The organism is Streptomyces sp. NPDC111606 (assembly GCF_055656945.1).
In genome coordinates this window covers 176,704-203,170 of sequence record NZ_JBVKBY010000013.1, presented here as the reverse complement: position 1 = coordinate 203,170, position 26,467 = coordinate 176,704, and the positions used below count along the sequence as shown (strand labels likewise).

Annotated in this window: 28 protein-coding genes and 1 pseudogene; 13 read left to right on the top strand and 16 right to left on the bottom strand. The window is 71.0% G+C overall.

Annotation, left to right across the window (positions count from 1 at the left end):
* Nucleotides 1–108: 108 nt before the first annotated feature.
* Both ACZ7M7_RS37295 and ACZ7M7_RS37290 read left to right on the top strand, forming a co-directional pair.
* Entirely contained in the window at nt 109–288 is a 180-nt protein-coding gene (locus ACZ7M7_RS37295) for a hypothetical protein (protein ID WP_328880869.1), read from the top strand.
* 109 nt (nt 289–397) lie between these two features.
* Nucleotides 398–1,417, top strand: a pseudogene (locus tag ACZ7M7_RS37290) (glycosyltransferase 87 family protein); the annotation flags it as partial.
* Here the strand turns inward: ACZ7M7_RS37290 and ACZ7M7_RS37285 are convergent.
* Nucleotides 1,405–3,048: a DNA repair helicase XPB gene (locus tag ACZ7M7_RS37285; protein WP_383606907.1), complete on the bottom strand. Its 1,644-nt coding sequence runs from the start codon at nt 3,046–3,048 to the stop codon at nt 1,405–1,407. The pseudogene ACZ7M7_RS37290 and the gene ACZ7M7_RS37285 overlap by 13 nt on opposite strands.
* Nucleotides 3,049–3,189: 141 nt before the next feature.
* Between ACZ7M7_RS37285 and istB the strand changes: the two genes are divergently transcribed.
* A complete protein-coding gene (gene istB / locus ACZ7M7_RS37280) occupies nt 3,190–4,407 on the top strand; it encodes an IS21-like element helper ATPase IstB (protein WP_383606904.1) in 1,218 nt (405 codons plus the stop codon).
* On the opposite strand, the gene ACZ7M7_RS37275 is transcribed toward istB, so the two are convergent.
* The 3 genes from ACZ7M7_RS37275 to ACZ7M7_RS37265 all read right to left on the bottom strand — a co-directional run bounded on the left by ACZ7M7_RS37275 (nt 4,385) and on the right by ACZ7M7_RS37265 (nt 7,539).
* Nucleotides 4,385–4,600 carry a hypothetical protein gene (locus tag ACZ7M7_RS37275; RefSeq protein WP_383606901.1) on the bottom strand — a complete coding sequence of 72 codons (216 nt, stop codon included), beginning with the start codon at nt 4,598–4,600 and terminating at the stop codon, nt 4,385–4,387. The genes istB and ACZ7M7_RS37275 overlap by 23 nt on opposite strands.
* Nucleotides 4,601–4,696: 96 nt before the next feature.
* On the bottom strand, nt 4,697–4,825 hold the full coding sequence (locus tag ACZ7M7_RS37270) for a hypothetical protein (RefSeq protein ID WP_362388351.1): 129 nt from the start codon (nt 4,823–4,825) through the stop codon (nt 4,697–4,699).
* Nucleotides 4,826–5,001: 176 nt separating this feature from the next.
* Nucleotides 5,002–7,539 carry a helicase-associated domain-containing protein gene (locus ACZ7M7_RS37265; RefSeq protein ID WP_472124844.1) on the bottom strand — a complete coding sequence of 846 codons (2,538 nt, stop codon included), beginning with the start codon at nt 7,537–7,539 and terminating at the stop codon, nt 5,002–5,004.
* 210 nt (nt 7,540–7,749) lie between these two features.
* Between ACZ7M7_RS37265 and ACZ7M7_RS37260 the strand changes: the two genes are divergently transcribed.
* From ACZ7M7_RS37260 to ACZ7M7_RS37250, 3 genes are all read left to right on the top strand, one after another.
* Nucleotides 7,750–9,360: a substrate-binding domain-containing protein gene (locus ACZ7M7_RS37260; RefSeq protein WP_472124841.1), complete on the top strand. Its 1,611-nt coding sequence runs from the start codon at nt 7,750–7,752 to the stop codon at nt 9,358–9,360.
* A gap of 75 nt (nt 9,361–9,435) precedes the next feature.
* Complete coding sequence (locus ACZ7M7_RS37255) at nt 9,436–10,449, top strand: hypothetical protein (protein ID WP_472124838.1); 1,014 nt, start codon at nt 9,436–9,438, stop codon at nt 10,447–10,449.
* A gap of 175 nt (nt 10,450–10,624) precedes the next feature.
* Entirely contained in the window at nt 10,625–11,116 is a 492-nt protein-coding gene (locus ACZ7M7_RS37250) for a hypothetical protein (RefSeq protein WP_472124835.1), read from the top strand.
* Between the two features lie 82 nt (nt 11,117–11,198).
* On the opposite strand, the gene ACZ7M7_RS37245 is transcribed toward ACZ7M7_RS37250, so the two are convergent.
* Nucleotides 11,199–12,968 carry a helix-turn-helix domain-containing protein gene (locus ACZ7M7_RS37245; RefSeq protein WP_472124832.1) on the bottom strand — a complete coding sequence of 590 codons (1,770 nt, stop codon included), beginning with the start codon at nt 12,966–12,968 and terminating at the stop codon, nt 11,199–11,201.
* 225 nt (nt 12,969–13,193) lie between these two features.
* On the opposite strand from ACZ7M7_RS37245, the gene ACZ7M7_RS37240 reads away from it, so the two are divergent.
* Nucleotides 13,194–14,210 (top strand): ArsR/SmtB family transcription factor, encoded by a 1,017-nt coding sequence (locus tag ACZ7M7_RS37240; protein WP_472124829.1) that lies wholly within the window; start codon nt 13,194–13,196, stop codon nt 14,208–14,210.
* A gap of 69 nt (nt 14,211–14,279) precedes the next feature.
* A complete protein-coding gene (locus ACZ7M7_RS37235) occupies nt 14,280–14,906 on the top strand; it encodes an HAD family hydrolase (protein ID WP_451167405.1) in 627 nt (208 codons plus the stop codon).
* Here the strand turns inward: ACZ7M7_RS37235 and ACZ7M7_RS37230 are convergent.
* Nucleotides 14,882–15,133, bottom strand: coding sequence for a hypothetical protein (locus tag ACZ7M7_RS37230; RefSeq protein WP_383606885.1), 252 nt, complete (start codon nt 15,131–15,133; stop codon nt 14,882–14,884). The two genes, ACZ7M7_RS37235 and ACZ7M7_RS37230, sit on opposite strands and share 25 nt — an antisense overlap.
* A gap of 164 nt (nt 15,134–15,297) precedes the next feature.
* Between ACZ7M7_RS37230 and ACZ7M7_RS37225 the strand changes: the two genes are divergently transcribed.
* Nucleotides 15,298–15,681 carry a cold-shock protein gene (locus tag ACZ7M7_RS37225; RefSeq protein WP_328426909.1) on the top strand — a complete coding sequence of 128 codons (384 nt, stop codon included), beginning with the start codon at nt 15,298–15,300 and terminating at the stop codon, nt 15,679–15,681.
* Between the two features lie 112 nt (nt 15,682–15,793).
* Here ACZ7M7_RS37225 and ACZ7M7_RS37220 read toward each other — a convergent pair whose 3' ends face one another.
* The 4 genes from ACZ7M7_RS37220 to ACZ7M7_RS37205 all read right to left on the bottom strand — a co-directional run bounded on the left by ACZ7M7_RS37220 (nt 15,794) and on the right by ACZ7M7_RS37205 (nt 19,565).
* Nucleotides 15,794–16,654: a 1,4-dihydroxy-6-naphthoate synthase gene (locus tag ACZ7M7_RS37220; RefSeq protein ID WP_383626985.1), complete on the bottom strand. Its 861-nt coding sequence runs from the start codon at nt 16,652–16,654 to the stop codon at nt 15,794–15,796.
* Nucleotides 16,644–17,417 carry a futalosine hydrolase gene (locus ACZ7M7_RS37215; RefSeq protein ID WP_472124824.1) on the bottom strand — a complete coding sequence of 258 codons (774 nt, stop codon included), beginning with the start codon at nt 17,415–17,417 and terminating at the stop codon, nt 16,644–16,646. Before ACZ7M7_RS37215 ends, ACZ7M7_RS37220 begins: the two co-directional genes overlap by 11 nt.
* A complete protein-coding gene (locus ACZ7M7_RS37210; RefSeq protein WP_383606875.1) occupies nt 17,387–17,860 on the bottom strand; it encodes a DUF2771 domain-containing protein in 474 nt (157 codons plus the stop codon). Before ACZ7M7_RS37210 ends, ACZ7M7_RS37215 begins: the two co-directional genes overlap by 31 nt.
* Nucleotides 17,861–18,137: 277 nt before the next feature.
* The gene (locus ACZ7M7_RS37205; protein ID WP_472124821.1) at nt 18,138–19,565 is read right to left on the bottom strand and encodes an MFS transporter; all 1,428 of its coding nucleotides are present in this window, start codon (nt 19,563–19,565) and stop codon (nt 18,138–18,140) included.
* A gap of 324 nt (nt 19,566–19,889) precedes the next feature.
* Between ACZ7M7_RS37205 and ACZ7M7_RS37200 the strand changes: the two genes are divergently transcribed.
* Nucleotides 19,890–20,816, top strand: a complete 927-nt coding sequence (locus ACZ7M7_RS37200; protein WP_383606869.1) for a DUF3027 domain-containing protein — start codon at nt 19,890–19,892, stop codon at nt 20,814–20,816.
* Between the two features lie 43 nt (nt 20,817–20,859).
* Here the strand turns inward: ACZ7M7_RS37200 and ACZ7M7_RS37195 are convergent, their stop codons facing one another.
* The 5 genes from ACZ7M7_RS37195 to ACZ7M7_RS37175 form a co-directional block, all read right to left on the bottom strand.
* A complete protein-coding gene (locus tag ACZ7M7_RS37195) occupies nt 20,860–21,408 on the bottom strand; it encodes a Uma2 family endonuclease (RefSeq protein ID WP_472125089.1) in 549 nt (182 codons plus the stop codon).
* A gap of 147 nt (nt 21,409–21,555) precedes the next feature.
* Nucleotides 21,556–21,816 carry a hypothetical protein gene (locus ACZ7M7_RS37190; protein ID WP_472124818.1) on the bottom strand — a complete coding sequence of 87 codons (261 nt, stop codon included), beginning with the start codon at nt 21,814–21,816 and terminating at the stop codon, nt 21,556–21,558.
* Complete coding sequence (locus tag ACZ7M7_RS37185; protein ID WP_472124815.1) at nt 21,813–22,160, bottom strand: hypothetical protein; 348 nt, start codon at nt 22,158–22,160, stop codon at nt 21,813–21,815. The genes ACZ7M7_RS37190 and ACZ7M7_RS37185 overlap by 4 nt, the downstream gene beginning before the upstream one ends.
* Before the next feature lie 64 nt (nt 22,161–22,224).
* Complete coding sequence (locus tag ACZ7M7_RS37180; protein WP_472124813.1) at nt 22,225–23,082, bottom strand: helix-turn-helix domain-containing protein; 858 nt, start codon at nt 23,080–23,082, stop codon at nt 22,225–22,227.
* A 208-nt stretch (nt 23,083–23,290) separates the two neighbouring features.
* Nucleotides 23,291–23,764: an ATP-binding protein gene (locus tag ACZ7M7_RS37175; RefSeq protein WP_472124811.1), complete on the bottom strand. Its 474-nt coding sequence runs from the start codon at nt 23,762–23,764 to the stop codon at nt 23,291–23,293.
* A gap of 156 nt (nt 23,765–23,920) precedes the next feature.
* Here ACZ7M7_RS37175 and ACZ7M7_RS37170 point away from each other — a divergent pair, with 156 nt between their 5' ends.
* Together ACZ7M7_RS37170 and ACZ7M7_RS37165 are read left to right on the top strand one after the other, a co-directional pair.
* Nucleotides 23,921–24,796: a helix-turn-helix domain-containing protein gene (locus ACZ7M7_RS37170; RefSeq protein WP_472125086.1), complete on the top strand. Its 876-nt coding sequence runs from the start codon at nt 23,921–23,923 to the stop codon at nt 24,794–24,796.
* Complete coding sequence (locus ACZ7M7_RS37165) at nt 24,793–25,011, top strand: DUF397 domain-containing protein (RefSeq protein ID WP_472124809.1); 219 nt, start codon at nt 24,793–24,795, stop codon at nt 25,009–25,011. Before ACZ7M7_RS37170 ends, ACZ7M7_RS37165 begins: the two co-directional genes overlap by 4 nt.
* Here ACZ7M7_RS37165 and ACZ7M7_RS37160 read toward each other — a convergent pair.
* Nucleotides 25,008–25,223 (bottom strand): hypothetical protein, encoded by a 216-nt coding sequence (locus tag ACZ7M7_RS37160; RefSeq protein WP_472124806.1) that lies wholly within the window; start codon nt 25,221–25,223, stop codon nt 25,008–25,010. The two genes, ACZ7M7_RS37165 and ACZ7M7_RS37160, sit on opposite strands and share 4 nt — an antisense overlap.
* 139 nt (nt 25,224–25,362) lie before the next feature.
* On the opposite strand from ACZ7M7_RS37160, the gene ACZ7M7_RS37155 reads away from it, so the two are divergent.
* On the top strand, nt 25,363–26,094 hold the full coding sequence (locus ACZ7M7_RS37155) for a DUF7873 family protein (protein WP_472124803.1): 732 nt from the start codon (nt 25,363–25,365) through the stop codon (nt 26,092–26,094).
* The last annotated feature ends 373 nt before the right edge of the window (nt 26,095–26,467 follow it).

Below are 26,467 nucleotides of genomic sequence, written 5' to 3'. Positions count from 1 at the left end.
GCCTCCTCCCTGGGGGGACGGCATCCGCCCGGAGGTGTACGGAGGCGGTACGCCGCTTCGGTCCCCAGGCCGATGTCGTCTTTATGTCCGCGAATCCATCATGGAGACATGAGCGCAGCAACCATCCATCCAGCACCCGTGGGCCCCCGTGGAGCCACAGCGCTTCAGGGGCACCACCGTCATCGCCTCGGTGAAGCCCTGCGTGCCGTCAAGGTGTTCGCAGGTGCGGCCTTCGACGTGATCGTCCTCGGTGAGTACGGCGAGGAGGCGGGCGTCCGCCGTAAGTGACGCCTAGGGTCACTGAGTGACCCGCCGATCACATTCCGCAACTCCCTACTGCCTTCTGGCGGTTTCCCTACTCGCTCTCACGGCACTCTGCACCCATCAGCCCCTCCCGATGGCCGACGCGCTGGTGTACCGGGCGGAAGGCGAAGCCGTCCTCCGCGGCGAGGATCTCTACGGCTTCACCGTCACGCAGTGGCAGCTCCCCGCCACCTACCCACCCTTCGCGGCCCTCCTCTTCGTCCCGACGGCGCTGATTCCCCTCGCCACCCTCAAGGCGACCTTCCTGGCGGGCAACGCGCTCATGCTCGCCGTACTCGTCCACCTCTCCGCCCGGCTGGCAGGCGGCCCTGCGAAGCTCCGCCTGCCCGCCCTGTGTGCCGTCACCGCAGTGGCCCTCTGGCTGGAGCCGGTCCTCCAGACGCTGCTCTTCGGCCAGATCAACCTCGCCCTGGTCTGCCTGGTGCTGTGGGATCTCACGCGGCCGACGGGCGCCCGCTGGAAGGGTGCGGCGGTCGGCATCGCCGCCGGGATCAAACTGACTCCGGCGATCTTCATCGCGTATCTGCTGCTGCGCGGGCGGCGCCGGGAGGCGGGCGCGGCTGCCGCGGCCCTCGCGGGGACGGTCGCGCTCGGCGCCCTCGCCCTGCCCTCCGCGAGCCTCGACTACTGGACCCGCCGCCTCTACGAGACGGACCGCGTGGGCAAGGTCTGGATCGTCGACAACCAGTCCCTGCAGGGGATGGTCGCCCGGGCCCTGGGCGACCCGGCGCCCGGCCTCGCCTGGGCTCTCCCGGCCGCCGCGGTCACGGCAGTGGGGCTGTGGCTGGCGGCGCGGGCCGCCGAGGAGAGCCACGCGATCCTCCTGACGGCCTTCACCGCCCTGCTCGTCTCGCCGATCAGCTGGTCCCACCACTGGGTGTGGTGTGTCCCGCTGACCGCCGTACTGCTGACGGAGGGCCGCTCCCGCCTCGCGGCGGCAACGGCCCTCCTCTTCACGGCCCGCACGATATGGCTGCTCCCGCACGAGGGCGCCCGGGACCTCCGACTGCCCTGGTGGCAGCAGCCGGCGGCGTCGCCGTACGCGCTCTGTGCGCTGCTCGGCCTCGCCCTCCTGGCCTGCTACCCCTCCGCCAGGATCTCGTCCGCGTCCATGATCCGGTACGCGTACCCCTGTTCCGCCAGGAAGCGCTGGCGGTGGGCGGCGAAGTCCTGGTCGATGGTGTCGCGGGCGACGACCGAGTAGAAGTGGGCCTGGTGGCCGTCGGCCTTCGGGCGCAGGACGCGGCCGAGGCGCTGGGCCTCCTCCTGGCGGGAGCCGAAGGTGCCCGAGACCTGGATGGCGACCGTGGCCTCCGGCAGGTCGATGGAGAAGTTCGCGACCTTGGAGACGACGAGGACGCTGATCTCGCCCTCCCGGAAGGCGTTGAAGAGCTTCTCGCGCTGCGCGTTGGAGGTCTCGCCCTTGATGACCGGGGCGTTCAGATGCTCGCCCAGTTCGTCGAGCTGGTCGATGTACTGGCCGATGACCAGGATCTGCTGCCCGGCGAACCGGCGGACGATGGCCTCCGTGACCTTCCGCTTGGTGTCGGTCGTCGCGCAGAAGCGGTACTTCTCCTCCTGCTCGGCGGTGGCGTACGCGAGCCGCTCGGCGTCGGTGAGGTTGACGCGGACCTCGACGCAGTCGGCGGGCGCGATGTACCCCTGCGCCTCGATCTCCTTCCAGGGCGCGTCGAACCGCTTCGGGCCGATCAGGGAGAAGACGTCCGACTCGCGGCCGTCCTCGCGGACCAGGGTCGCGGTCAGGCCCAGGCGGCGGCGGGCCTGGAGGTCGGCGGTGAACTTGAAGACGGGTGCGGGCAGCAGGTGCACCTCGTCGTAGAGGATCAGGCCCCAGTCCCGGGAGTCGAAGAGCTCCAGGTGCGGATAGACACCCTTCCGCTTCGTCGTCAGCACCTGGTACGTGGCGATGGTGACCGGGCGGATCTCCTTCTTCGTACCGCTGTACTCGCCGATCTCCTCCTCGGTGAGCGACGTGCGCTTCATCAGCTCGTGCTTCCACTGCCGGGCCGAGACGGTGTTCGTGACGAGGATGAGGGTCGTCGACTTCGCCTGGGCCATGGAGCCGGCGCCGACGAGGGTCTTACCGGCGCCGCAGGGCAGCACCACGACCCCGCTGCCGCCGTGCCAGAAGTTCTCCACCGCCTGCTTCTGGTAGGGCCTGAGCGCCCACCCGTCCTCGTTCAGCTCGATCGGGTGCGCCTCGCCGTCGACGTAACCGGCGAGGTCCTCGGCCGGCCAGCCCAGCTTCAGCAGGGTCTGCTTGATCTGGCCGCGCTCGGAGGGGTGCACGGCGACGGTGTCCGGGTCGATGCGGGTGCCGACGAGCGGTGCGATCCGCTTCGAGCGCAGCACCTCCTCCAGGACCGGGCGGTCGGTGGTGGTGAGGACGAGGCCGTGCGTCGGGTGCTTGGAGAGGGTCAGACGGCCGTAGCGGTCCATCGTGTCGGCGATGTCGACGAGCAGCGCGTGCGGCACGGGGTAGCGGCTGTACGTGACCAGCGCGTCCACGACCTGCTCGGCGTCGTGCCCGGCCGCGCGGGCGTTCCACAAACCGAGCGGCGTCACCCGGTAGGTGTGGATGTGCTCGGGTGCCCGCTCCAGCTCCGCGAACGCGGCGATCGCCCGACGGCAGTCATCGGCCCGCTCATGATCGACTTCCAGGAGCAGGGTCTTGTCCGACTGGACGATCAGTGGTCCGTTCACGTGCGTATGTCCTTCCGCTCGGCCACCCGACCAAACGTCCAGTGTGCCTGATCGATTCCTGATCGAATCCGGAGTCCTACAGGATGTCTTTTCATTCCTGTGAGTGGCGTGGTTTCACCTGTACGGCGGTGGCTGCGAAGAATGCCGACCGTGCAGCCCATCTCGCGTGATCCGTCCCCCACGACCACCACCCTCGGGTACGCCCTGTTCGCCACCCGCTGGCTGCAGGCCCCGCTCTACTTCGGCCTCGTGGCCGCCCAGGGGGTGTACGTCTACAAGTTCTTCAACGAGCTGTGGACCTTAATCCTCCGCTGTGTGACCGGGCAGGCGACCGAGAACTACGTCATGCTCGCCGTGCTCAAGCTCGTCGACGTCGTCATGATCGCCAACCTGCTGATCATGGTGATCGTCGGCGGCTACGAGACATTCGTCTCCCGCATCGGCCTTCAGGGCCACCGCGACCAGCCGGAATGGCTCTCGCACGTCAACTCCAACGTGCTGAAGGTCAAGCTCGCCACCGCCATCGTAGGTATCTCCTCCGTCCATCTGCTCCAGATGTTCGTGGACGTCCACCACACCTCGCGGCACGCACTGCTGTGGGGCACGGTGATCCACATGGCGTTCATCGCCTCGGCGGCGATCCTGGCGTACATGTCGGGGCCGATGGCCGCGCAGAGTGAGCGGGGCGCTCAGCACGCACACCAGACGCACGTCCCCGAGGAACCCGCAGCGAAGGTCTTCGTCCCGGCGCAGGCCCCGGCACGTGACGACGAGCCGAGCGCCGAGGAGCGGGTGCGTGCCGCCGGTTTCCCCGCGCGCAAGCTGCTGGAGGAGTTCGACTCCGAGCACCCGCACTCCTTCGACCGGGATGCCGTGGCCCGGCTCGGCAAGCTGGACTTCGTCGCCGCCCGCCGCAACGTGGTCTTCGTCGGACCACCCGGCACCGGCAAGACGCATCTGGCCGTCGGCCTCGGCGTACGGGCCTGCCAGGCCGGCCACTCGGTGCGGTTCGCGACCGCCGCGGAGTGGGCCGCCCGGCTGGCCGGGGCACGGGACGCCGGACGGCTCGCCGAGGAGCTGGCCGCGCTCGACGAGCACGCCGTGCTGATCGTCGATGAGGTCGGCTACACCCCCTTCGAGGCGGGGACCGCGCCGCTGTTCTTCCAGCTGGTCGCGCACCGCTACGAACGGGCCTCGCTGATCGTGACCGGCGACCGCCCGCTCGGCCGCTGGGAGGAGATCTTCGGCGGCCCGTCCGCGCTCGCGATGGTGGACCGGCTGGCCCACCACGCCGAGGTCGTACGGATCGACGGCGACAGCTATCGGCTGCGCCGCCCTAGCGCAGCGTGGGCAGACTGACGTTGTTGATCAGCGGTCCCTCGACGGTGAGGCCCTCGGTGATCAGGGACTCGCCGGCGGGGGCCGGCAGGGGCAGGGGGAGAGCGGAGGCGGCGGCCGCCGCCTCCGGGGCGAGGACGGTGACCAGCGCGCTCGCCGAGATGAGAGCGGCGACGGCTGCGGAACGGGCGCGCGCGGGGCGCTTGGCAGGCATGGGGGCGTCAGGGCCTTTCACATACGGAGGGCGGGGCGACCGGCGGGCGGGCCGGCCCTGTGCGCGGGCCGGCCCGATGGCTGCGCTGCGGTCGCGTCAGACCTGCGGCGTCTCGATGACCAGCCCGGCCACGTCGACGCCGATCGCCGCGGCCTGAGTGGTGAAGGCACCGATCATCAGGGCTGCGGCGGCCAGGACGGTGGCGAGACGACGAGCTGTGCGCATGGACAACTACCTCTCTGTTGCTCTCACTTGAGCGTGATCAGGACAGGAGGTGGCTGCCCTGCGCCACCCGGCGCGATGCGGACACACCCGGAAGGTCCCCCGAGAGTTGGAAAAACCCGGCGTGGCGTACATGAACGGCCGCGTACCCCCGAACGGGTGAGCCGCCGGGCCCGGCCTCAGATCTGGTCGTCCGCGAGCTCGGCGACGCCGGTGATCCGGTGCAGCGGATACGTCCGCACCTCGTCCGCGGTGTGGTCGTACGCCGTCACGAACCCGCCCTCGACCCGCACCGGCGCGATCACCCGCTGACTCGCGGCGCCCTCGGCGTTGACGTACCCGATCCACAGCGCCTCGCCGGTCAGGACGGCGGCCTGCATGGTCGCGAGGGTCTCGGCGGAGGTGGTGCGGGGAAGCTCGCCGCCGGTCATCGCGGCGGAGTCGCCGGTGGCGGCGGGCTTGCGCGGTGCCGTGGAGGCGAGGTCGCCCGCCCGGATGGCGCGGATCGCGGCCGTCAGCAGGGTGGCGTCCGGCGTCGGCGGGCCGTCCGGGACCGGCTCGGGCGCCGTGCGCGGCGGGGTGCGGTGGGCGTCGGCGCGGGTGATCAGGACGTCGCCCTCGGCCGACTCGGCGGCCGGCGCGAAACCCATCGCGCGCAGGCCCTCCAGCAGCGCGGCCGGGTCCGCCTGGGCGGCCAGCACCGTCGGCGCCAGGCGGCGCAGACGCAGGCCCGCGGCCCGCTTGTCGGCGAGGATCTCGTTCAGCACGGCGTCGTCGTCGCAGCGGACGTACGCCGACGCGGCGCCCACCCGCAGATGCCCGTGCCGGCGGGCCACGTCGTCGATCAGATACGCGAGCGGCTGCGGTACCGGCGTACGCGCGTGCTCGGCGAGGAAGGCGTGCAGGTCGGAGGCGCTGCGCCCGGCGTCCAGGGCGCGCCGCACCGACCCGGGTGTGAACCGGTACACCGTCGCGCCGCCCTTGGACTCCACGTCCGCGAGCACGTCCAGCATGGCGGCGAGCGGCCGTTGCAGCGGCCCGGGCGCCACGGCCGTCAGGTCGGCCTGGAGGAGGACGTGGTCGAGCGGCTCGGGGAGGAGCGGGGCGAGGAGCCGGGCCGCGGTGGCCGAGGCGGTGGCCTGCTCGGCGGGGGAGAGGGGCTCGGGCGGCGGGGCCGGGCGGTGATGCACGGGGAGTTTGTCGCCGGGACCGGCCGGCTCCTCGGGCAAGGGCTCCGGCAGCGGCATCCCCAGCAGCGCCCGCCCCTGCGCCGACAGCGCCCCGCGCCCCGTGATCCCCAGCATCTCCGCCTCGCCGAGCGTCCACCGGGCGAGGCGGCCGCGCAGGTCGTCGTCCCGCTGGGGCCCGCGCAGCGGCCGCTCCCAGCGCAGCCGGGCCAGCACCGACTCGGCGGACGGCGACGCGCCCTCCGGCAGTCCGGCGAGGAGGGTCAGCACCCGGTGGCGTACCTCGGGCGCGGCGGAGCGGTCCAGGCCCGGGCCCAGCGCCGACAACGTACGGTCCTTGGCGTCCCGCCCGCCGATCACCCCCGACGTGCGCGTCGCCGTCAGCCATGTCTCCGCCAGCAGTGCCCAGCGCTGCGCGGCGGGCTGCTCCAGCCACTCGTCGTAGGCCGGGGTCGCCGCGTACCGCTCGTCGGCCTCGCCGTCGGAGGCCAGCAGTCCGGCGGCGTAGGCGAGCTCGACCCAGAAGGCGGCCAGGGGTTCGGACATGTCGAGGGCGACGGCGGTGCGCTTGAGGTCGCGCACGCTCAGGCCGCCCGCCCGCAGCACCGTCGGACCGCCCTCGTCCCAGTCCTTCAGCAGCTCCTCGACGGTCGCCAGCGCCGTGTACGCCTGCCCGGCCGCGGTCGCGTCCACAACCTGTGGACGGTGTGTCGCGCTCGCCTCGACCGGCGGCGGCAACGGCTCGGTGGTGCGGTGCGCCCGGCCGGCCCGCAGATGCAGGGCCACCTCGCGGGGGAGTACGACCGTGCCGGGTGCCGTCGGCAGGAGGAGGCCGCGGTCCAGGAGCCAGCGCAGGCGGGGCGCGGGGTCGGCGGTGACCTGGCCGTACGGCGGACCCCACACGAGCCGGGACAGGACCTCCCGGGACTCCTCCGGCGCGTCGGTGAGCAGGGCCGCCATGCGCCGCCGGTCGCCGAACAGGGCCGTGAGTGACGACACGGCGGACACGGCGTCGTGGGTCGAGGGCAGCCCGGCCGTCGTGACGATCTCCTGGATACGGCCCGGCGACATGCCCGCGGTGGCTTCCTGCACGGTCGGGCCCAGTCCGGTGGGGGACGGGTGCTGCGGCGAGGGCGCGAGCAGCTCACGTGCGGTGCGCACGAGCCGCAGCCGGTCGTCGGCGCCCCAGACCAGGGCCTGGTCGCGCAGGGTCGCGAGGGCGTGCGGCAGCGCCCCGGTGACCGCCGGATCGCCCTCGTCGCCGGCCATCAGCGAGAGCAGTTCGTCGTACGTCGCCGGATCCGCCGCCACCGCCAGCGCCTCCGCCGTCTGCAGCGCGCACCGGTCCAGCCGCTCCAGGGCGCGCACCACGGAGGCCCGGGTGCCGGCGCGGGTCGCCAGCTGCGTGAGGTCGGTGGGGACGGGGGTGATGAGATCGGGCCGGCTGCGCAGCAGCACGGCCAGGGAGGCGTCGTCCCGCACGCGGAGGGCTTCCGCGAGGGAACGGGGCGGTGCAGCCGGGTCGCTCATCCGACCAAATCTAGCGGGTGGTGGCCGGAGCAGGGGGTGTGCCGGCCGCCCGGACCGCCGCCCGGACGGCGAACGGAACGTTTCGCAAATGGCCTCCGGATGAACATCATCCGGAGGAATCCGGCACCCCTGGCACCACGTCATCCCCACTCGTCACCCTGGGCTCCCGGTCAACTACTTCACGGCTCAATGGAATTGGGGGTTCCAGCAGTGAGCGAGCAGGTCGAGCAGTGGATCGCGATCCTGAGTCTCACGTTCCCGGTCGCGGCATTCCTGTGGGAGTTCGCCATCGTCGGCCGCAAGCGGCTCGGCTACCGGGTGCAGATGGACACCCTCGCCGCGGACGACACCCAGTCCGAGCACGCCGAGATCCTGGAGCAGTTGCAGCGCGACGGCCACCGGCTGAAGGACCCCTCCTTCGTGCTGCTGCGCATCGAGAACGCCGGATCCGCCCCCATCGAGGCCAGTGACTACCTGACCGACGAGAACGACCCCAGCGGCATATGGGTCACCTTCCGCCGCCGGCAGGTCGCGGGGCTGGTGGCCACCGAGCTGAGCCAGCGCGAGCTGCGCCGCTTCTTCAGGCGCGGGGCCCCGGGCTTCGGCTTCCGCAACAACCCGGCCAGGCGCGAGGGCGTCATCGAACTGCCGAAGGTCAAGCTGCCCCGGGGTGCCGAGTACAAGGTGCTGGTGATCCTGGAGAGCTGGCAGGGCGACGACAGCGCCGACCCCTTCCCGAAGCCGGACATCGTCGGCGCCGTCGGCACCGACCGGCGCTGGTTCGACCCGCTGGTGAAGGTGTTCCGGTTCAAGCTGGCCAGGACCGAGAGCCACCTGTTCGCCTCCCGGCCGGCCTGGTTCGCCATCGCGTTCCTGACGGCGGCCGTGGCCCTCCAGGCGTTCTTCACGCTGTTCCTGCGCGAGGACCGCAGGCCCCCGCTGGACTGCGTCGGCGGCACGCTCCGCCTGCACGGCTCCACCGCCTTCGCACCCGCCGTGCGGGCCGCCGCCGAGGACTACCTCAAGCGGTGTGAGGGGGCGGGCGTGTCGATTCCGCTCGCCGACGACACCTTCAAGGGCAGCACCGACGGTGTGACCGACCTGGACCAGGCCGGCAAGAACGCCGGGATCCAGGTCGGCGACGGCCTCGCCGACCACATCGCGTTCACCGACGGCCTCGCCTCCGACGGCCACCCCCGGCTGGTCCCCGAGCCCGTCGCCTTCTCCGTGTTCACCCTCGTCGTCAACAAGGACGCGGGCGTGGAGAACCTGAGGCTGGCCCAGATCCGCGACCTCTTCGCCGGCCGGGTGACGAACTGGTCCCAGGTGGGCGGCAACGACGTCCCCGTCCACCTGATCAACCGCGACCCCGGCTCCGGCACCCGCAGCACCCTCGTCGCCAAGGTCCTGGACGGCAGGGAACCGCCCCAGTTCACGGTGACCGACTGCGCGGCCCTCAAGTCCGGCCGGTACGGCCGCTGCGAGGTCACCAGCACGGACACCATGCTGAACACCAGCGCCTCGACGCCCGGTGCCATCGGCTACAGCGAGGCCGCGGGAGTCGCCGGCCACAAGGCCGCCGACCGGCTCGTCAACCTGAAGATCGACGGCAGGGAACCCACGGCGGAAGGCGTCGAGGACACCAACTATCCCTACTGGCAGACCGAGTTCGCCTACACCTACGGCGAGGCCCCGGCCGGCTCCGTCGCGGCGGCCTTCCTGAACTTCCTCACCCAGCAGAGCGGGCGCGACATCCTTCACGAGCACGGCCACGGCCTGTGCTCCGAGGCACAGGACGCGGGGGAGTGCCGGCCGGTCTGACCCGCACCGCACACCCTGTGCTGCGCTAACGTCGTCCCCACGGGGCTTCAGCACACCCACCCCGGAGGGGACTTCGTGGGGATCGAGAGCGACCAGGTCGTCTACGAGTATCTGAGCCGCGTCGGTGACGTGGCTCAGCAGCGTCAGCTGCCGTCGGCCACCCGCATGCGTCTGGTCAACGAGTTGCGGGGCGAGATCGACCGGCGCCGTGCCAAGGCAGCCGTCGACAGCCCCGCCGCCGTCCGCCGCATCATCGCCCGGCTCGGCACGCCGGACGAGATCGTCGCGGCCGCCGGGGGAACCGCCTCCGAACCGCAGGCGCCGGTGGCCTACGTGCCCGTACAGCCGGAGGGCCGGGACGAGCACGCCGAGGAGGAGCGCCCCAAGGGCCTGCGCCGGCTCGTGCCGCGCCCTCGCCCCGCGCAGGCCCCGACGGCACCCGACGACGCGCCCCCGCCGCCCCACCTCGCGAGCACGGCCGACCTCGGGGGCAGCGCGCTCCAACCGGACTGGTGGCGGGTGGACAGCAGCGCCTTCGGGCCCGGCGACGACGTCCCCGGCTTCGTCGGCGGCGTCGAGATCCCGGAGATGCTCAGGCGCCCGCCCACCAAGGAGCAGGAGGCGGCGCTGCTCCGCAAGAAGGCACCCGTGGAGGAGCCCGAGGAGGCCGCCGCGGAGGCCGACGTTCCCGAAGCGGACCCCACCCCCCGGCGCCGCCGTCTCGTCCCGCGACGCCCGACGCTGCCCACTAGCCGCTGGAGCAACCCCCTCCTGCTGCTCTCCGCCGCCCTCCTCGTCGCCGGCGCCGTCCTCGGCAACCTCATCGCCCTGCTGCTCGGCTGGCTCATCGCCTGGGGCTCCCGGCGCCTGAGCGACGCCGAGACCAAGTGGGCGGTCGTGATCCTGCCCGGCCTCGCCCTCACGGCCGGCATCGCCTGGCTGTGGGGCCGCACCAACGGCCGCTGGGGCGACCCGATCGCCGAGGGCCACATGAACGCCGCCCTCTCGGACACCTGGCCCTGGGTGCTGCGCGGTGCGGCGGTGGCGTCGGCGGTGTTCATCGTCTGGCGGTCACAGCGGCGCCCCTAGCCCTTGTCCTGAGCCCTTGTCCTGACGCGTGTTTCGGCCCTGCCCGAAAGCCCTGTCCCCCCTTCCCCGGCACGCGGCAGCGTGTACGCAATCAACGGGGAAGGCGCACCGGCCCCACAACTGCGGTGCGGAACGGGGAACACACATGCACTCCGCTTCAAAGGCCCTCATTCTCATGAGTGCCGCGGCCGTGCTGACGACCGGCGGCGTGAGCACGGCGGCGGCGCAGTCCGCCACCGGAGCCCACCTCACCGGTGCCGCCTCCGTGGCCTCGGCCCAGGACAGCGAGGCGATGCTGGCGGCGAGGGCCAAGGTGACGGCGAAGAAGAGCGGGATCGGCAAGGCATCCGCCACCTTCAACTGGAAGGGGCAGAACCGAACCGGCAAGTTCAAGATCTACGTCAACGACACCAGCTGCGACGGGTGGGACGCCTTCACTTTCCTGCAGTTCAAGATCAAGAAGCACGGCCAGTTCAAGGTGATCACCGGCAGCAGCCGCCCCTATGACTACACCTGTCAGCAGGGTGGTGGCGAGCGCGAGACGCTCGACCGCTACATCACCTCCTACAAGCTTCACAGCATCCGCATCGCCGTGTGCCAGAACGACACGGCGGGTAGCGGAGACACCTGCAAGTTCGGCAAGTGGAAGAAGAACCCCAAGTACTGAGCGCGGAACCACCCCGCGAGCAGCGCAGTGACTGTGCGCCCGGCCTCCTGGAAGGGGCCGGGCGCACACACGTCTTCGGGGTTCACTCCGCGAGGTGCTCGATCAGCACCGGTTCCTCGCCGATGCCGATCCGTTCGCCGGGGCGGGCGCGCACCGTGCTGCCGTCCATGTGACGCAGGCGGTGCGCGCCCTTGTGGTCCAGTGACACTTGGGCCCGCCCCTGAACGGACCAGCGCACGGTGAACGGTGTGCCGTCCCGACCGTTCCGCTGGAAGCGGCAGGAGTACATGCCCGGCGGCAGGTCCATGCGCGTGCCCCGCCCGCAGGCGCTGATCCGGGCGCCGTCCAGCCACGCCGCCAGTCGTCCGACGCGCTTTCCGGGCTCTGCCGGGGGGCCGCCCACCGGCTGGACGATGATCGGCACATGGGTGCTGCCCCAGTTGTAGAAGTACATCCGCCGCACGCCGTAGTGCCTCCCGTAGAGCCCCGAAAGATAGAAGCGCACCGCGTAGTCGCCGGCGTGGCGGGCATCGAGCGGCGGCGTCGAGTTGATGTCCCACTCCGGGCCGGTGTTCCACAACTCGATGTCGTGCACGTTCTCCTCGTGGAGGAGGTTCCGCATGCTCCGCGAGAGCTCGATGATCTCCTCCGGCCGACCGTCCCCCTTGCGCGGCGGCATCTTCAGCGCGGCCGCGTCGCAGTGTGCGTAAGCGCCCGTCCGGGCGAACTCCCGCAGCAGCGCCCGGCCTTTTCCCGTCCACAGCGATCCGAAGGACGGGCAGGCCAACCGCGCCTTCGGGTCGATACGGCGGATGATCCGCGAGGCGCGCTCAACCATCTCGGCGAGGGTTTCGAGGCTCCCCGCGTACATCAGAGGGTGGCTGGGGTAGTCCCACAGCTCGTACGACTCGATACGGCCCCGATAGCGCGTGGCGAGCTTCTCCACAAAGCGGTCCCAGACCTTCAGGTCGTCCGGCGGCGACGCTGTCGAGTCGGCGAAGCCGGACTTCCGGCCGTCCGGGGCGGCCCACCAAGGTGTGCCGGCGATGGTGAACAGGACGGGCAGCCGCTCCCGCTCGGCGGCCTTGACCAGGCGCTCCAGCGTCGTCCAGTCGTACCTGCCCGGGGAGGTTTCGATGGTGCCCCAGCGGGTTTCGCTGTTCCACAGCCGTACTGAGCCGGTTCGGAAGCCGGGCATACGGCCCGTGTCGCTGTTGATCGTCATGCCTATGAACTCGGGTGCTATCGGGCGTGGGGCCTCGCTCCACTCCGGTCCCTCGGGGCGCTGCTCGCCGCCGGTGCCGGTTCCGTCTCCTCCGGTGTTCACCGTGGCGGGGCCGGGGGCGCCCGCGACGTCCCGGCCCCGACCGCCGTCGTACGTGGGGGTGCTCCCGGACGAGGTGATGACGAGGGCGAGCAGCAATACCGCCGGGCGCAGCCAGGTGCGCGCCACTAAGGGCAGCCGGGCGCCGAACCCGTGCCCGCCGCTGCCGGCGTCGTTGCGGCCGGCCTCCGTCGGGTGCGCGTGCGTCGGCGGGTCTGCCGGCTCCACCGACTCCGGTAACTGCTCACCCTGGTGCCCTGTGTCCCCCGCAGTCTCCCGGCACCACGCGCGGTAGAGCCGGTCCAGCTCCGCCGGGCTCGCCCCGCTCACGCGGGCCACACGCTCGACCACGCCGAACGTCCCCGGGACGGTGATGCCCTGGCAGTAGCGGTGGATGGTGGACCGGCTGAGTCCCGTGCGATGGGCCAGCGCCGCATAACTGCGCCCGCTGCGCCGCTTCAGGTCCTCCAGTAATTCCGCCAGTTCGGATGGTCCAGAGCGTCCTGTCGCTCCGCCGTCGGACAGCATCGCATCCCCGATTCCTCGCCCCCGATGTGTGGGACGCGTGTACCGACTGTCTCACCGCCGCGAAAAACCGCAGCTGGTGTCCGTACCTCCGTCCCACCGTCCCATCTGCCCGTTTCTTCTTGTCAGGAACCAGTCGGCGGAGCAAGGTCACGGAGACACCGCTCGGTTCACGGGGGAGCGGTGTCCCACACGCTTGGCACATCGGGAGACAGCACCATGCTGCGCATGCACTTCACCGCGGGAGACATCGCCCGCACGCGGGTCGCCGACGGGCCGGATCCTTTCTGGGAATCCGTGTTGAGCCTGCACCGGGTGTGGGAGAAGCCCCCTGAGCCCGACCTGACCGGCTGGCGCAAGCACGTCATCCGGAACGCGCAAGCGCCGCTGCGCCTGCTGCTGCCGCTGGTTCCCGCCCGCGGCTACTTCCCGGACTTCCTCACTCCCGCGGCGAGCGCCGAGGGCTTCGAAGCGGGCCTGGACGCCCTGCTGTCCACACCACGGCACGAGCTGCGCGACCAAGTGGGTCAGTTGGCGGCGAGCGGTTCTCCTCTTGACGGATGGGCCCGCACGGTCGCCGAGGGCACGGCATCGGCGCTCCGGCGGCTCGGTGAAGCCCTGCGCGACTACCAGCGCATCGCGCTTTGCGCGTCGTGGCAGCATGTCCGCGCGCGGACCGAGCGGGACCGCACCTGGCGCGCCCGCACCCAGTGGTCCAGCGGTACGGACGCCTTGCTCCGTACCTTCGGTCCCGGCATCCGCTGGTGTCCGCCCGTGCTGGTGGCCGACTATCCGGTGGACAAGGACCTTCATCTCGAGGGGCGCGGGCTGCTGTTGATCCCGTCGTACTTCTGCCGTCGCAGGCCGGTCGCGCTGGCCGACCCGTCCCTGCCGCCGACGCTCGTCTATCCGGTCCTCCCGGGCCATCCGGCAAGGTCTCCGGCGGCTGGGGCGCTCCTGACGACCGACGCCGTGGGCTCGCATCTCGCGCGCCTCCTCGGACACACCAGGGCCGCGGTCCTTCAGTCGCTCGGCAGTGATTGCAGCACCAGTGAACTGGCCCGGCGTGCCGGGGTCTCCGTCTCCTCGGCCAGCGAGCACGCCGCGGTCCTACGCGGCGCCGGTCTGGTCTCCAGCACCCGGCAACGCAACGCCGTGCGTCACTCGCTCACCCCGGTCGGCCTCGCCCTCCTCGACGGCCGCGCCCCCCAGGCACCGGGTGAGCTCTCCCACCACCGCCGGTAGGCCCGTCAGCGAAGAGGCCGGCCTCGACGAGCCACCTCGCCGGGCCCCGGGTCACAGGGCGCAGGCACAATGACCCATATGGCACTCACCGTCGGCTTCGACCTCGACATGACCCTCATCGACTCCCGCCCCGGCATCCATGCCTGCTACACGGCGCTGGCCGAGCGCACGGGGACGTACATAGACGCCGACCTCGCGATCACGCGGCTCGGGCCGCCGCTGGAGGAGGAGCTGGTCAACTGGTTCCCGGCGGAGCAGGTTCCGGCCATCGCCGACCGGTACCGCGCGATGTACTCGACGATCGCCATCGCCGCGACCCCCGCCCTGCCGGGCGCGCGTGAGGCGATCGCCGCCGTACGGGCCGCCGGCGGGCGCGCGATCGTCGTCACCGCCAAGTACGAGCCGAACGCCAAGCTGCACCTGGAGCACCTCGGCATCGAGCCGGACGCGGTGATCGGCAATCTCTGGGCCGAGCAGAAGGCGGTGGCCCTGCGCGAGCACGACGCGGGCGTCTACGTCGGCGACCACGAGGGAGACGTACGCGCCGCCCGCGCGGCCGACGCCCTGTCGGTCACGGTGGCGACGGGGCCGTTCAGTACGGATCAGCTGGGCGCGCTCGGCGCGGACGTGGTCCTCACGGACCTGACGGAGTTCCCGGGCTGGCTGGCCCGCTACCTCGAAGCGCCCCGCGCCTGACGCCGTCCGGCCGCGACCGACTGCAGCACGCCGATACCGGCGACGAGGAATCCGACGCCCATCAGCATGCTCAGTCCGAACATGTAGGTCGGAAATGGCGTCGTACCGAGCAAAAACGGGGCCACCGTGACCAGAGTGGCCACGGCACCGATGAAGAACAGGACCGCACCGGCACGGATCAGTCGGTCGCCGGGGGCGGCGGAATTCGTTTGGGTTTTGTCACGCACCGGACCAGGGTAGTTCCCTGCGCGAAGGAACAACCGGGCGACGTCTTGTCACCGGCTCCGGGAGCATTAGCCTTGGTAGCGGCGGGTCATGGTCGACCCGCTGAGTGCTATCAAGAGCCGTTTTCAGAAGCAGTTTTCCGACGAGTACGAGGACGAGGACAGACGTGCCTACCGGCAAGGTCAAGTGGTTCAACAGCGAGAAGGGCTTCGGCTTTCTCTCCCGCGACGACGGCGGTGACGTCTTCGTCCATTCCTCGGTCCTCCCCGCCGGAGTCGACGTACTCAAGCCGGGACAGCGAGTGGAGTTCGGGGTGGTCGCCGGTCAGCGCGGTGACCAGGCCCTCTCGGTCACCATCCTCGACCCGACCCCCTCGGTCGCGGCGGCCCAGCGCAAGAAGCCGGACGAACTGGCGTCCATCGTCCAGGATCTGACGACCCTCCTCGAGAACATCACGCCGATGCTGGAGCGGGGCCGCTATCCCGAGAAGACCGCCGGCAAGAAGATCGCCGGCCTCCTCCGCGCGGTCGCCGACCAGCTCGACGTATAGCTCCCGCGCACCCCTGGAATTCCTGGAGGAATCCGGCGCATCCCGGCCGAGGGGCGGCACCAGCCCCTCGGCCGCGGCACGTGTGCGCAGCCCGCGCACGGCCGGGTGGGGTTCAGGGGAACGACAGCGCTTCGGGCCCGAGCGCGGGTGTCAGCCCCTCCGCTGCCGCGCGTGTCAGCAGGCCCCGCACGGCCGCGTAGCCGTCGTCGCCGAGGTCGGCCGTGAACTCGTTGACGTACAGGCCGATGTGCTGGTCGGCGACGGCCGGGTTCATCTCCTGGGCGTGCTCCATGACGTAGGCACGGGAGGCTTCCGGGTCGTCCCAGGCGGCCCGCACGGAGGTGCGGATGGAGTCGGCCAGGAGCGTCAGCTGCCGCGCGCCCAGGGAGCGCTTGGCGATGATCGCGCCCAGCGGGATGGGCAGCCCCGTGGTGGTCTCCCAGTGCTCGCCCATGTCCGCGAGCTTGTGCAGCCCGTAGTTCTGGTACGTGAAGCGCGCCTCGTGGATGACGAGCCCCGCGTCGACCTTCCCGTCCCGCACGGCGGGCATGATCTCGTGGAACGGCATGACCACGATCTCGCCCACCCCGGCGGGCAGCGTGTCCGCGGCCCACAGGCGGAACAGCAGATACGCCGTCGACTTCTCGCTCGGCACGGCGACCGTACGGCCGCCGAGGTCCACGTCGGGCTCGCGCGTCAGCACCAGCGGGCCGCACCCCCGGCCCAGCGCGCCGCCGCAGGGCAGCAGGGCGTACTCGTCGAGGACGTACGGCAGCACGGCGTACGACACCTTCAGCACGTCGAACTCGCCGCGCTCGGCCATGCCGTTGGTGATGTCGATGTCCGCGAAGGTGACGTCGAGCGCGGGGGCGTCGGGCACCCGGTCGTGGGCGAGGGCGTCGAAGACGAAAGTGTCGTTCGGGCAGGGCGAGTACGCGATCCGCAGGGACTGTCGCTGCTGTTCACCGGTCATGTGGTTGCCAACTCTCCAGGACGGGCGTGAGCTTCCCGAAGGCCTCGGTGAGGGCCGCCAGCGCGTCTCCGATGCGCCAGGCGGCGCGGTCGCGCGGGCCCACGGGGTTGGAGATTGCGCGCAGCTCCAGCACGGGCGTGCCGTGCGCGGCGGCGGCCTCGGCGACACCGAAGCCCTCCATGGCCTCGGCCAGGGCGCTGGGGTGGCGCTCGCGCAGCCGCGCGGCGCGGACGGCGGTGCCGGTCACGGTGGAGACGGTGAGGACGGCGCCGGAGCGTGCGCCGGTGGCGGCCGCCGCTTCCCGTACGAGTGCTTCGGGCGGACGGTGGGTGACGGTGCCGAAGCCCAGCTCGGTGACGGGCAGGAAGCCGTCGGGGGTCTCGGCGCCCAGGTCGGCGGCGGTGATCTCGTCGGCGACGACGAGGGAGCCGACGGGGGCGTGGGGCGCGAAGCCGCCGGCGATGCCGGTGGAAACGACCAGGCCGTAGGGCGCGCCGTCGCGGGCGGCCCTGGTGAGGGCCGACGCGGTGGTGGCCGCGGCCCGGGCCGGGCCCACTCCGACGGCGATGAGGTCGACGACCGGCCGGCCGCGGCCGGTCGCAGCGGGTGCCGGGTCGGCGGACCCCAGCAGCACCCGCCCCTCGTCCGCGGCTGCCGCGAACGCCTGGGCCACCGCGTCCCTCTCCACGGGGACGGCGGTGGCCACCAGCACGTGCAGCCCAGCGGCAGGGATCAGCTGTCCTTCTCGAGCTTGAAGGACCACAGGCCCGTCACGTCCTGCTCGCCCTCCTTGATGGAGACCAGCGTGGAGTCGCCGCTCGCGCCGTACTGGGCGTTGAAGAACACGCTGCCCGGGACGGTGCGGTAGGTCTTCGTGCTGGAGTCGGTGAGCGGCTGGCCGTTCATGAGGATCGTCCAGCCCTCGTCCGCGATCTCCGGGTCGACACCGAAGCGCACGGTCTCGTCCGGGTCCACCTTGATGGACTCGATGCCCTTGCCCTTCAGGCAGCCGGCCAGGTCGGCGGTCTTCACGACCTCGCCCTCGCCGCCGCAGGTGGCCTGCGAGTGCACGGAGGAGGTGCCGACGGTGACCGTGGCCAGCGGCGTCGGCTTGTCGCAGGCCGACAGGACGAGCAGTCCGGCGGAAACGGCGCCGGCGGCGGCGAGCGCGCGGCGGCGTCGCACTTCGGATTGCAGCGTGGTCATGGGCGAAGGCTATCGGGAGCGTGTGACGCTCTCCCTACGCGGGGTGCGGCGTGCCGTGCGCCTTGCCGGCGGACGGATTGTGTCAGCTCACGCGCGGGTGGCTGTGGCCGCCGTGCGGGGCCGAGCCGATCATGCCCTCGACGCCTGTCGGGCCATCGGGTGCTTGATGGTGGTCAGCCGGCCGGTGGGCCCGGGGAACCCCTGAGCGGCGGCACGATGCCGATGGCGGTACGCGGGGGTCGGTGTGGCGTGGGGCCTTGCCGGCAGACGGATCGTGTCAGGTCACGCGCGGGTGGCTGTGGCCGCCGTGCCGTGCCGAGCCGATCAGGCCCTTGATGGTGGTCAGCCAGCCGATGGCGACGATCGTCGCGCCGACCAGCAGCCCCAGGGAGCCCTTCAGCGGCAGCACGATGCCGATCGCGCCGCCGAGCACCCAGGACACCTGCAGCAGCGTCTCGGAGCGCGCGAACGCCGATGTACGGACCAGTTCGGGCACGTCCCGCTGGATCAGCGCGTCCAGGGACAGCTTGGCCAGCGCCTGGGCGAACCCGGCGGTCGCCGCCAGGAACGCCACCACGATCGCACCGAAGAAGATCGCGGCGGTGATCGCCGCGAGCAGCACGAAGCCCACGACCGTGACGATGATGATCTCGGGCGCCCGGGAGCGCAGCCATGCGCCGACCGCGGTACCGCAGGCGTTTCCGACCCCGGCCGAGACGGCCACTATGCCCAGCGAAACGGCCGCGCTCTGGCCGGACATCGGGTGCTCGCGCAGCAGGAACGCCAGGAAGAAGATCAGGAAGCCGGAGAGGCAGCGCAGGGCGGCGTTGGCGCCGAGGGCGTGGGTGACGGCGATGCCGACGGTGCGCAGCCCGGGGCGCTTGACGGGCCGGCGGTGCGGCCCGTGCAGATGCTGCTCGTCGGCCGCCAGCAGGGCGGTGTCCTCGCCCTTGGCCGAGTCGACCTTCGGCGGCAGGGTGAAGGACAGGATCGTACCGGCGATGAAGATCACGAAGGCGCCGTAGAGCGGATAGCGCGGCCCGAGTGCCTGGAGTCCGGCGCCGATGGGGGCGGCGATGCCGGTCGCCAGGAGGCCGCCGAGAGTGACTCTGGAGTTGGCCTTCACCAGGGAGAAGCGGGGTGGCAGGAGCCGGGGGACCACGGCGCTTCTGACGACGCCGTAGGCCTTGGACGCGACCAGGACGCCGAGCGCGGCCGGATACAGCTCGATGCTGCCGGTGGCGACGGCCCCGGCCAGCACCAGCGCGAGCATCGCCCGGGCGAACATGGCGCCGGCCATCGCGGCGCGGCGGCCGTGCGGGATGCGGTCGAGGAGGGGGCCGATCACGGGCGCGAGGACCGTGAACGGCGCCATGGTGATGCCGAGGTAGAGGGCGACCCGGCCGCGGGCCTCGTCGGTGGGGACGGAGAAGAAGACGGTGGAGGCGAGGGCGACGGTGATCATCATGTCCCCGGCCCCGTTCACGGCGTGCAGTTCGATCAGCTTGCCGAGGCCGGACTCGCCGGCACCGTGCGCGTGGGTGGCCTTGCGGATGCCGCGTGCCGGGCCGGTGAACGGGAGGTGCAGGGCACGGCCGAGCGCACGGAGGGAGCCGCGCTTCCGGCCCGTTCCGCCACCTCGATCACGGCCGCCCTTGGCGCCACCGATGCCGGTGGCTCCTTGGGGCTGCCTCGCGGTTGCCACGACGCAATAGTGCCCCGAGATGGGGGTGGGTAGTGCGGTTACGGCGCGTATGGGGGGCAGGGACTCGGATCGGTTCGGGGCGACTCACGACCCGGTGGCAAGGGTTCCGCCACCCGCCGCGCACGGTGAAAGGGCCGTCGGTGTAGGCCCAGCGCCCGCGAGCAGGTAGCGTGCGTATCTCAGCCATCCCGCACAATGGATGACGTAGGTGCGCCCGAGCGTGATTCGGACGCGGACGTCGACGCGGCCCACAGGTCCGCTCCGTCTGCTCCGTCGCCTCAAGGCACCGCACCCGAGAGACGGCGTAGGAGAGAAGCGATACCTGTGAGCGCAGCGACAACGCGAAGCCGCACCCCCGACCGTCTGTGCGCCGAGGCGGTCGACCTCGCCCGCAGTGCCGCCGAGGAGGCCGCCGCGCCCGGCGTGGTCGGCGAGCACGCGAGTCTGGTCTCCGAGGGCGACCGTGTTGTCACGCACTTCTTCGAGTGCAAGGAGCTCGGGTACCGCGGCTGGCGCTGGGCGGTGACGGTGGCCCGCGCCTCACGCGCGAAGATCGTCACGCTCGACGAGGTGGTCCTCCTGCCGGGCCCGGACGCCCTCCTCGCGCCCGAGTGGGTGCCGTGGAGCGAGCGCCTGCGCCCCGGCGACATGGGCCCGGGCGACCTGCTCCCCACGGACGCCGAGGACCTCCGCCTGGAGCCCGGCTACACCGGCGAGGACGAACCGGGACCGAATTCGCCGGTCTCGCACGAGATGGCGGAACTGGTCGAGGCGGAGGACGCGGACGTCACCGCGACCGCCCCCGCCCACCTGCCGGCGGCGCCCTCCCGCGGCTCGATCGCCGCCGTCGCCGAGGAACTCGGCATGCGCCGGGCCCGCGTCCTGTCCCGCTACGGCCTGCACGTCGCCGCGGACCGCTGGGAGGAGACGTACGGCGCCAAGACCCCCATGGCCCAGGCGGCCCCGGCCTCCTGCGTCACCTGCGGCTTCCTGGCCCCGATCGGCGGCTCACTCGGCCAGGCCTTCGGTGTCTGCGCCAATGAGTTCTCCCCGGCCGACGGCCGCGTGGTGTCCTTGACGTACGGCTGCGGCGGCCACTCCGAGGCCGCGATCATGCCCAAGCCCCCGCGCCCGGCTCCGCCGGTGATCGACGAGACCCGCGTGGACCCCTTCCCGCTGCGCCCGGCGCCGGACTCGGGATCGGTGTCGGTGGGGGCGGACGGGGACTCGGGGGAGCTGGGGCACTCGTAGTACGCGGTGACGAGCCGGCGACGGCTTCTCTTCCCGGCCGAGGTCAGGGCACGAGGATCTTGAGGTCGATGTCGGTCGGGAAGGGCACGGCGGCCTTCAGACGCTCGCGGTGGATTCCGGTGGCCACGTACGTGCCGGTCATGGTGTCGAGTTCGTAGGTGTGGACGGTGGGTGCGCCGGCCTCGTCCTCGACGCGCCAGAAATGGGGGATCCTGGCCTGTGCGTACTTGAAGGGCTTCAGGGACCGGTCGCGGTCCGCGGACTCCTCCGAGACGACCTCGATGACCAGGGCGACGTCGGCGGGCGCGTACCAGGTGCGGTCGGGGTCGTATGCGGCGGTGGTGACCAGGATGTCGGGCTCCGGTCGGCTCTTCTTGTCGAGCCGGACGGTCATCTCGCGCTCGGGCTCGAATCCCCCGGGTGACGCTTGCCGAAGCGCGAAGGTCAGGTTTTCCACCAGCCGGGAGTGCCAGGAGCGCTGTGGCGAGATCCTGAAGATCAGGGCTCCGTCGATGAGTTCGGTGTGCCGTGGTGCTTGCGGGAGATTGTCCAGGTCGTCCGCCTCCCAGCCGCTAGGCCTGGGCGGGATCATCCAGTCGGGAAGTTCGGCGGTCAAAGCTCCTCCGGGCGCTTCAGGGGAGCGGCGGTCAGAGGCACAGGGGCTCGTGGATGTCGCTGAGGGCCTCGCCGGTTCCGGGGCAGGGGTCGAAGGGCTCGACCTGGTCGCCTCCAGGACGGTTCAGAAGCCCAGGTAGGTGATCTGGACGACGTAGACCCGCTCGCTTCGCACGACCACTTGGTACCGAATCATGCCCCCTCCGGAGACGGGGATTTGGCGGCCTTGAGGGTCGAAGCCCTCATAGGCCCGGCCGTGGACATGCAGAGCCTCAGCCGCCCTGACCAGCTCGTCGGCCGTACGGTCGATGGCGGCCAGGAAGTCCGGCGGAAGGGAACGGGCCGCCTCTTCGGCTCCGAAGGCGTACTCCCATTTCCAGCTCACTCGCGAATCGCCTTCATCGATTCGTCGAGAACGGCGCTCAGCTCACGAAGGGCTTCCCACGCGATGGCCGGATCCTCGTGTTCCAGGTTGCCCTGCGCCTGGGTGTAGCGCGCGGACAGGTCTGGGCGACGGGCGATCTCGATCTCCTGAGCCCAGCTGAGGACCCAGCTCTGGACTGGGTTCAGAGACTGCCACTCGACCGCCTTGGCGAAGGCCTCATCCTTCCTGGCCTGCATCTCTTCCAGGCGGCCTGGCGCGACGACGGCGAGGGCGGCACGCAGGGCATCAGGGGTCTGCTCAGGACGAGGGATCAGTTCGTTTCCGTGGTCGGCCTGAGTGCTCATGGTGTCCTCCCGAGGGTGCCCCGGCCAGAGTATCCGGGCGAGTGAGGAACGGGCCGGAACGGGCTCAGGTGGCAGTGGCAAGGGGTGTGCGGCAGTCACGGCAGAGTCCTGGGGTGGGTGAGCGGAAAGGGCGGTCGCAGCCGTCGCAGTCCTGGAAAGGGAGCCGGACGGTCGGCGGTGGTGCTGGGGTGCGGAACGGGGGCGGGGGTGGCAGCTGGGTGGTGAGGCGGTGGGCCAGTAGGGCCGCTGGGCGGCACAGGGGCTCGGGGGGCAGGTCGGTGGTCAGGGTGTGGCGTACGGCGGTGGGGGTGACGTCGCGTTCCAGCCAGGCGGCGACGCCGGGGGCCAGGTGTGCCGTGTCGCAGACGGAGAGCAGGAGGCGGGGGTCGTGGCGGCGGAGGTCCGTGAGGAGGTCCGTGGCTGTCTGGAGGAGTGTGGGGGCCGGGTAGGAGGGTTGCGGTACGGCGGGGAGGGGCTTGCGGGGGGCCGGGTTTCGCGTCCTGCGGGGCGGCGCCGGGTGGTCCTGGGCGTTGCCTTGGCGGCCGGGCTGGTTGCAGGAGATCGTGCGGGTGACGATGCGGCCGTTGGGGATGCGCCGGCGTTCTCGGCGCAGGTAGCCGTGGGTCTCCAGCTCGCGCAGGGCGGCGGCGATACGGGTCGTGCCCTCGGGGAAGCGGGCGGCGAGGGTCTTGATGTCGACGCGGGCGCCTGCGGGGAGCGACTGGATGTGGACGCCGAGTCCGATCGCGAGCCCGGACAGCTCCGGGTGCTGGGCGAGGTGGTTGCCGATCACCGTGAAGCGGGTGGTGTGGCGGGCGTTGTCGTGGATGAGGCCGCCCGCGTGAGCCTGACCGTGGGGGTGGTTTTTGGCCGCGATACGGGACTGGGCGCGCGGGGGCGCGCTAGGGTTTTGGGTGTCCATCGGGAAGGTTGGCTTCCTTGGTGGTCAGGCCCTCGCACTGGGATTGCCGTCCCGGCGAGGGCCGTCGTATGTCTGGGGCATATCTGCGGTTGTGCTGCGCCGAGCGTAAGTCAGGCAACCTGCCCAGAATCCAGCCGAGTTGGTGATGTTCACCCGGTTGGGTGAGTTTGCGCCGTGGGCGGGAGGGGTGGGGCTTGGTGAGGTTCTTTCACTGGTCTGTTCGTTGAGGGAGGCCGCCCGTGCCACCGGAGAACGGGTTTCCGGGTTCCGGTGGCAATGTGACTTCGGCCCAGACCGTCTTGCGTGGCGGCAGCCCTGGTGACGCGCCCCAGCGGTCGGCCAACGCCTCGACGATGGCGAGCCCGCGGCCGGACTCCGCCTCGGGGGTGGGGTGTTGGGGGTGCGGGAGTTGGTCGCCACAGGTGTCGGTGACTTCGATACGGAGGGTGCCGCCGACGACGTACAGGAGCAGCAGGAAGTCCCGACCGGGGACGCGACCGTGCGTGACCGCGTTGGTGGCCAGCTCGGCCACGAGGTGCGCCGCCGGGTCCAGCGGCAGGCCCCAGCTGCGGAGTTGCTCGGTGGCGAGGAGCCGGGCGAGGCGGGCGCCGCGTGGGGTCGGGGACAGCTGCACGCTGAAGTTGCGGATGAGGGTGGTGAGTTCGGGGGATTTCTGCGTCACGTCACTCAGCGTGGTGGTGCGTGCTTACTGTGAACAGTGACTCGGCGGGTGCGTACGGTGACTGTCCGGAGCTTGTCCGGTCGTGTCCGGGCTGTCGGGGCGTTGAGTGCGGGTAGGGCGCTGCTGCACCAGGGCGGTACGACGGAGGGGTACGGCATGACGGTCGAGGCGGACACCGGGCGGCTCAAGACGGAGGCGGACGAGCCGGGTTGGGAGGTGGATCCGGACGACGAGTGGGGGATCGCGGTCATCGCGACCGTCGGGCGGCAGCTGAAGCTGCGGCGCGAGGCGGTGGGGATGCGGGCCGCCGAGTTCGGGGTGGCGGTGGGGTACGGGGAGGACCTGGTCTACAAGATCGAGGGCGGGAAGCGGATTCCTCGGCAGGAGTACCTGGTCAAGGCGGATGAGGTGTTGGGGGCGGGTGGGCTTGTCGCGGCTACTTGGGAGGACGTCAAGAAGGTCCGGTATCCGAGGAAGGTTCGGGCGCTGGGGGAGATGGAGGCCAAGGCGGTCGAGATCGGCGTGTACGAGTGCAACAGCGTCCACGGGCTTCTGCAGACACCCGACCATGCAAGGACCCTGTTCGAGGCAGCGCAGCCGCCGTACTCGCAAGACGACGTGGAACGAATGGTCGCCGCCCGTCTGGCCCGACAGTCCGTCTTCGACCAGGACCCGGCCCCGTCTGTCCATTTCGTGCTGGAAGAGGCGGTGATTCGCCGACAGGTCGGAGGCACAATGGTGTGGCGTCGGCAGCTCGAACGTCTGTTGGAGGTGGGGCGGTTGCGTAACGTCACGCTTCAGTTCATGCCAACGAAGAGCGACGCCCACCCGGGTTTGGACGGCAGGATCGAGCTGCTGAAGTTCCCGGACGGTACGGCAGTGGGGCGCTCGGACGGCGCCTTCAATGGACGCCCCATCACCGATCCGAAACAGATCCGCATCCTTGATCTGCGGTATGGCACCATCCGGGCTCAGGCTCTCCCGCCCCGAGAGTCGCTGGCCTTCATCGAGCAACTGCTGGGAGAAACATGATCCGCAAGAGCGCTGCCGGGGACGCCTCCGAACTGGTGTGGTTCAAGAGCAGCTACAGCAGCGGCACCGACGGCAACTCCTGCGTCGAGATCGCGGTAGCCCCCCGCACGATCCACGTCCGCGACTCCAAGTACCGCCACTCCAGCCCCCGCCTAGCCCTCGCCCCGCAGGCCTGGGCCGACTTCGTGTCGTACGCGGCCAACTCCCGTACCTAGGCGCGGCGGGCGCGGCGGATCAGCCAGGACGCCGTGAGGTACAGCGCGGTGACTCCCGCCCAGAGGGCCAGGAACTGGACCGCGAGGAGCCTGTCACCATCGCTCCAGATGAAGGCGGTCATGCCCAGACCGCCGATCCACCAGAGGAACACGATGATCGCGAGGACCCCCCAGGCCAGTTCGCCGAGTGTCTCCTTGATCAAGTCCAGCATGGTGCGGCACTCCCGTGCGGATGAGATGTCTGCATGATCAACCGCACAGCAGGCTCTCACGCCGTGTCAGCCACCTGAAAAGGGAGTGCACGCGTTCGAGCCGGTGGGATACGTTCCTGCCTGTTCGAAGGGGGAACTCGTGGCGAAGCTGAATCAGATCATCGCTGTCGAAAAGGGTGTCAAGAGCAAGTCGCTCCAGGACATCACCGCAGCGCACCACAAGGTGCAGAAGCCCGCGCTGCTGGCCGGTATCTCGCGTACGTACCAGCCGAAGGACGAGGAGGGCGAGCAGCTGCCGCCGGAGTCCACGCGCGTGCAGGTGCAGGCGGAGGACGTGCTGCGGGAGATGTCCGCGTCGCTGACCCGGCTGTTCGACGTGACCGCCACGAAGGACTGGGCCAACTGCTCGGCACGCGCGGACGTGACGGTCGACGGGCGGACGGTCGTCGCCGACGTTCCGGTCAGCTACCTCCTCTTCCTGGAGAAGCAGCTCACCGACCTGCACACCTTCGTGAAGAAGCTTCCCACGCTCGACGCCGCCGAGGCCTGGTCCCCCGACCCGTCCACGGACTGGTGGAAGACGGACCCGGTCCGCACGATCCGTACGAAGAAGGTTCCGCGCAACCACGTGAAGGCGGAGGCGACGGAGAAGCACCCGGCGCAGGTCGAGGTGTACTACGAGGACGTGCCCATCGGGTACTGGACGACCGTGAAGTTCTCCGGCGCCCTTCCGGCGCGGCGGGTCAATGAACTGGTGGAGCGGGTCGAGAAGCTCCAGCAGGCCGTGAAGTTCGCCCGCGAGGAGGCCAACGGTGCCGAGGTCACCGATCAGCGGGTCGGCGACGCGGTGTTCGGCTACCTGTTCGGCTGACGCCGGTCAGGGTAGCCTCCATGATCGCCCCCGCGTGCGAGCGCGGGGGTGCGCAACAGGCGCGGGCCGGAATGAGGACCGGTTCGCGCGATGAGCGCAAGCTGACACTGAAGTTCAGCCTGAAAGACGCGGTGACAGTGAAGGTTCGAGTCCTTCCCCCGGCACTACGACACCCATCCGGGCCGGGGTAGCCCAACATGGCAGAGGCAGCCGCGATCAATCTCAGACTCTCGCTCCAGTCTCAGCATTGCCGCCGATCGCCGGATCGACCGGGGCCGGACGAACGCCGTCGGATGCGAGTTCGACTCTCGCCTGCAGCTCTCTCGCGCTGCGGTAGTTCAAAGGAAGAACACGACGGCCTGATGACTGATCC

What these genes read in the sequence shown, in the direction of transcription:
- ACZ7M7_RS37295 (WP_328880869.1), top strand. Translation starts at nt 109, where the DNA reads ATGAGCGCAGCAACCATCCATCCAGCACCCGTGGGCCCCCGTGGAGCC.
- istB (WP_383606904.1), top strand. Translation starts at nt 3,190, where the DNA reads ATGCCGACCGTGCAGCCCATCTCGCGTGATCCGTCCCCCACGACCACC.
- ACZ7M7_RS37275 (WP_383606901.1), bottom strand. Translation starts at nt 4,600, where the DNA reads ATGCCTGCCAAGCGCCCCGCGCGCGCCCGTTCCGCAGCCGTCGCCGCT.
- ACZ7M7_RS37270 (WP_362388351.1), bottom strand. Translation starts at nt 4,825, where the DNA reads ATGCGCACAGCTCGTCGTCTCGCCACCGTCCTGGCCGCCGCAGCCCTG.
- ACZ7M7_RS37265 (WP_472124844.1), bottom strand. Translation starts at nt 7,539, where the DNA reads ATGAGCGACCCGGCTGCACCGCCCCGTTCCCTCGCGGAAGCCCTCCGC.
- ACZ7M7_RS37250 (WP_472124835.1), top strand. Translation starts at nt 10,625, where the DNA reads ATGAGTGCCGCGGCCGTGCTGACGACCGGCGGCGTGAGCACGGCGGCG.
- ACZ7M7_RS37245 (WP_472124832.1), bottom strand. Translation starts at nt 12,968, where the DNA reads ATGCTGTCCGACGGCGGAGCGACAGGACGCTCTGGACCATCCGAACTG.
- ACZ7M7_RS37240 (WP_472124829.1), top strand. Translation starts at nt 13,194, where the DNA reads ATGCACTTCACCGCGGGAGACATCGCCCGCACGCGGGTCGCCGACGGG.
- ACZ7M7_RS37235 (WP_451167405.1), top strand. Translation starts at nt 14,280, where the DNA reads ATGACCCATATGGCACTCACCGTCGGCTTCGACCTCGACATGACCCTC.
- ACZ7M7_RS37220 (WP_383626985.1), bottom strand. Translation starts at nt 16,654, where the DNA reads ATGACCGGTGAACAGCAGCGACAGTCCCTGCGGATCGCGTACTCGCCC.
- ACZ7M7_RS37210 (WP_383606875.1), bottom strand. Translation starts at nt 17,860, where the DNA reads ATGACCACGCTGCAATCCGAAGTGCGACGCCGCCGCGCGCTCGCCGCC.
- ACZ7M7_RS37195 (WP_472125089.1), bottom strand. Translation starts at nt 21,408, where the DNA reads ATGATCCCGCCCAGGCCTAGCGGCTGGGAGGCGGACGACCTGGACAAT.
- ACZ7M7_RS37185 (WP_472124815.1), bottom strand. Translation starts at nt 22,160, where the DNA reads ATGAGCACTCAGGCCGACCACGGAAACGAACTGATCCCTCGTCCTGAG.
- ACZ7M7_RS37180 (WP_472124813.1), bottom strand. Translation starts at nt 23,082, where the DNA reads ATGGACACCCAAAACCCTAGCGCGCCCCCGCGCGCCCAGTCCCGTATC.
- ACZ7M7_RS37170 (WP_472125086.1), top strand. Translation starts at nt 23,921, where the DNA reads ATGACGGTCGAGGCGGACACCGGGCGGCTCAAGACGGAGGCGGACGAG.
- ACZ7M7_RS37165 (WP_472124809.1), top strand. Translation starts at nt 24,793, where the DNA reads ATGATCCGCAAGAGCGCTGCCGGGGACGCCTCCGAACTGGTGTGGTTC.
- ACZ7M7_RS37160 (WP_472124806.1), bottom strand. Translation starts at nt 25,223, where the DNA reads ATGCTGGACTTGATCAAGGAGACACTCGGCGAACTGGCCTGGGGGGTC.